Origin of the sequence: Sphingopyxis sp. (assembly GCF_036402335.1) — a bacterium.
Classification (GTDB): Bacteria; Pseudomonadota; Alphaproteobacteria; order Sphingomonadales; family Sphingomonadaceae; genus Sphingopyxis.
Window position 1 is genome coordinate 1 of record NZ_DASWTD010000488.1, and the last position, 2,322, is coordinate 2,322.

The window sequence follows — 2,322 nt, forward strand, 5'->3', positions numbered from 1 at the left end:
CCCGACATAGCTGTTCACCGTGCCGTTCAGCGCGATCTGGTCGGTAATCGACGCGCCCGAGGCCGAGGTGAAGCGGTTGAGGACGATATAACCCGGCGTGTTGCCGACGAAGTTCAGCGTGTTCCCCGATGGCAGGAAATCGACCACACCGTCGACCGGCGCGTTCGACGGGGTCCAGGTGACGATGTTCTGCGATCCGTTGACGTTGACCGTCGAGGGGTTCGCCCCGGTGCCGGCTGTCGTACCCGCGGGCAGGTTGGTGACCGTCCCCGATCCCGCCACCTGCGCCATCGCCGGCCCGCCGTGGGCGAGCGCCATCAGGCCCGCAGCGATCGCACAGGTTTCGAGCAGGCGGCGCTTGCCCTTGCGGATCGGAGCCGGAGTTGCCGTGGCACGCATGTCAGTCATCCTCGATGCAAGGTCATGGGCAAAGGTCATGTCAGCGCGCCCTCACGCCGAATTGGGTGGTCAGCGACACCAGCAACCGCGGATCGGGTTTTTCGGTCAGGAAGCCGCCGCGGTTGAGCGGGACCGCCAGCGTCACGTCGAGCCGGCCGAGATCGCCATAGGCGACGCGCACCCCGCCCCCCGCCGAATAGAGTTTCTGCGGGTCGAGGCCGTTGAATGCCCTGTCCTTGTTCCACACCCAGGTCGCGTCGAAAAAGACGAAGGGCTGGAAGGCAAAGCTTTTCGTGTTGGTGGGGACGAACGAGCCGTAACGCGCCTCGAGCGCGACGCCGACGCCGCTGTCGCCGATCACCGTGCCCGGATCGAATCCGCGCCCGACGGTGAAATTGCCGCCCGAAAATTCCTCATAGGCGAGCAGCGGATCGCTCGCCCATTGCGCGCGCGGTGCTGCCGACAGCGTGAACAGCTTGGCCGGCCGCCATTCGGCGAGCGCGTTAGCGCGGACGACGAACGCGTCGGGTTTGCCCTCGACGCGGGTCAGCGGTACCACGCCGGGCAGGAAGCAGGCGGCGCCCGTAGGTCCGCAATCATCGCTCGCGCCAAGGAAATCCACGCCCTGCCGCACTTCGAGCGAAGTGGTGTAGGACCAGCGCGGCTCCGACGGGCTGAACCCGCTGCGCCCCGAAACCGAGTCGGGATCGATCCAGCTTGCATCGGCACGGAGGTTGAAGACGCGCAGACGGTCGCGGTTGATCGGGACGCCGCCGAGGCCGATGTCCTGGTCGATGATGTCGAGCCCGCCGCCGAGCGTGATCCGCTCGGCCTGGGTCAGGGTGAGTGGATAGGATGCGAAGAGGCTGGCGATCTGCGTTTTCGACTTGATCGGAAGGGTGGCGACATCGGGGCGCGTCCACGCGTAGGTATAGCTGGCGCCAAGGCGCAACCCGTCGCCGCCGACGCGGAACTCGTGCGCCAGTTGGACGACATTCTGCTCGTCGAAATCGGGGGTCGTGTAGAAGCTGGCGGTGGTGAGATCGCCCATGCCGGTGAGCCCCGCGAAACGAACGCGCGCAGTGCCGCCCCAGCGGCCGACGTCGCGCGAGCCGAAATTCTGGGCGTTGAAGTCGAAGGTGACGGGCGTGCGCGCGACGGTCACTTCGCCGACGACCTCGCCGGGCGCGGCACCCGGGCGCAGCGTCAGCCGGGCGTCGAGCCCGGGAATGTCGCGCGCGAGCAGCAGATAGCGTTCGGCGTCGACGATGTTGAACACCGGCTGGTCGTCAAGCCGCGACAGATAGCGTTGCAAAAGCCGTTCATTGGCACCGGCATCGCCGCGCACTTCGATGCGCGTCATCCGTGCCGCGAGGATGTCGAGCCGAACGATACCGTCGCCGATCGTCTGCGCGGGCACGCGGACGGCCGCCAGATAGCCTTTCGAGCGCAGCATCGTCGCGGCGCGGTCGCGAATGTCGCACACGACCGAGATCGGCAGTTCCTGCCCGACGCGATCCGACCAGCTCGGCGCGAGCGTCGCGGCATCGATTCCCTCGACGCTCGAAAACTCGACCCCGCGCAGCGTGAAGCGGACGTTGGCGAATTGGGGATCGGCGAGCGGGCAGGGCGCACGCTCGATACTGTCGTCGGCGGAGACGACCTGTTCGTTCGGCTGCGTTACCGGGGCCAGCACCGGTTGCTGGATTTCCTCGCGCGTGGGAATTTGCGGCGTCGTCTGCGCCAGTGCCGCCGCCGGCAGCGCCGCGGCGGCGAGCCCGGCCGAACATGCGAGCGCCCGGCGGATCGCGGTAGGTTTCGGCGGCGCGATCGCAATGTGTCCCAGATCCCCCCTGATCATCACCACCCCTTGTGTGCGAACGCGGCTGCAGTGTCGCAGCGCGCCATTTCAACCGGCTCTGC

General features: G+C 67.4%; 2 protein-coding genes. Both read right to left on the bottom strand.

What is annotated here, in order from left to right; all coding sequences use genetic code 11:
* Positions 1 to 399 (bottom strand): hypothetical protein (locus VGD20_RS16005; protein ID WP_331135395.1); only part of this gene is annotated, 399 nt, incomplete at its 3' end.
* A 40-nt stretch (positions 400 to 439) separates the two neighbouring features.
* Entirely contained in the window at positions 440 to 2,260 is a 1,821-nt protein-coding gene (locus tag VGD20_RS16010) for a ShlB/FhaC/HecB family hemolysin secretion/activation protein (RefSeq protein WP_331135396.1), read from the bottom strand.
* Between the last annotated feature and the right edge of the window lie 62 nt (positions 2,261 to 2,322).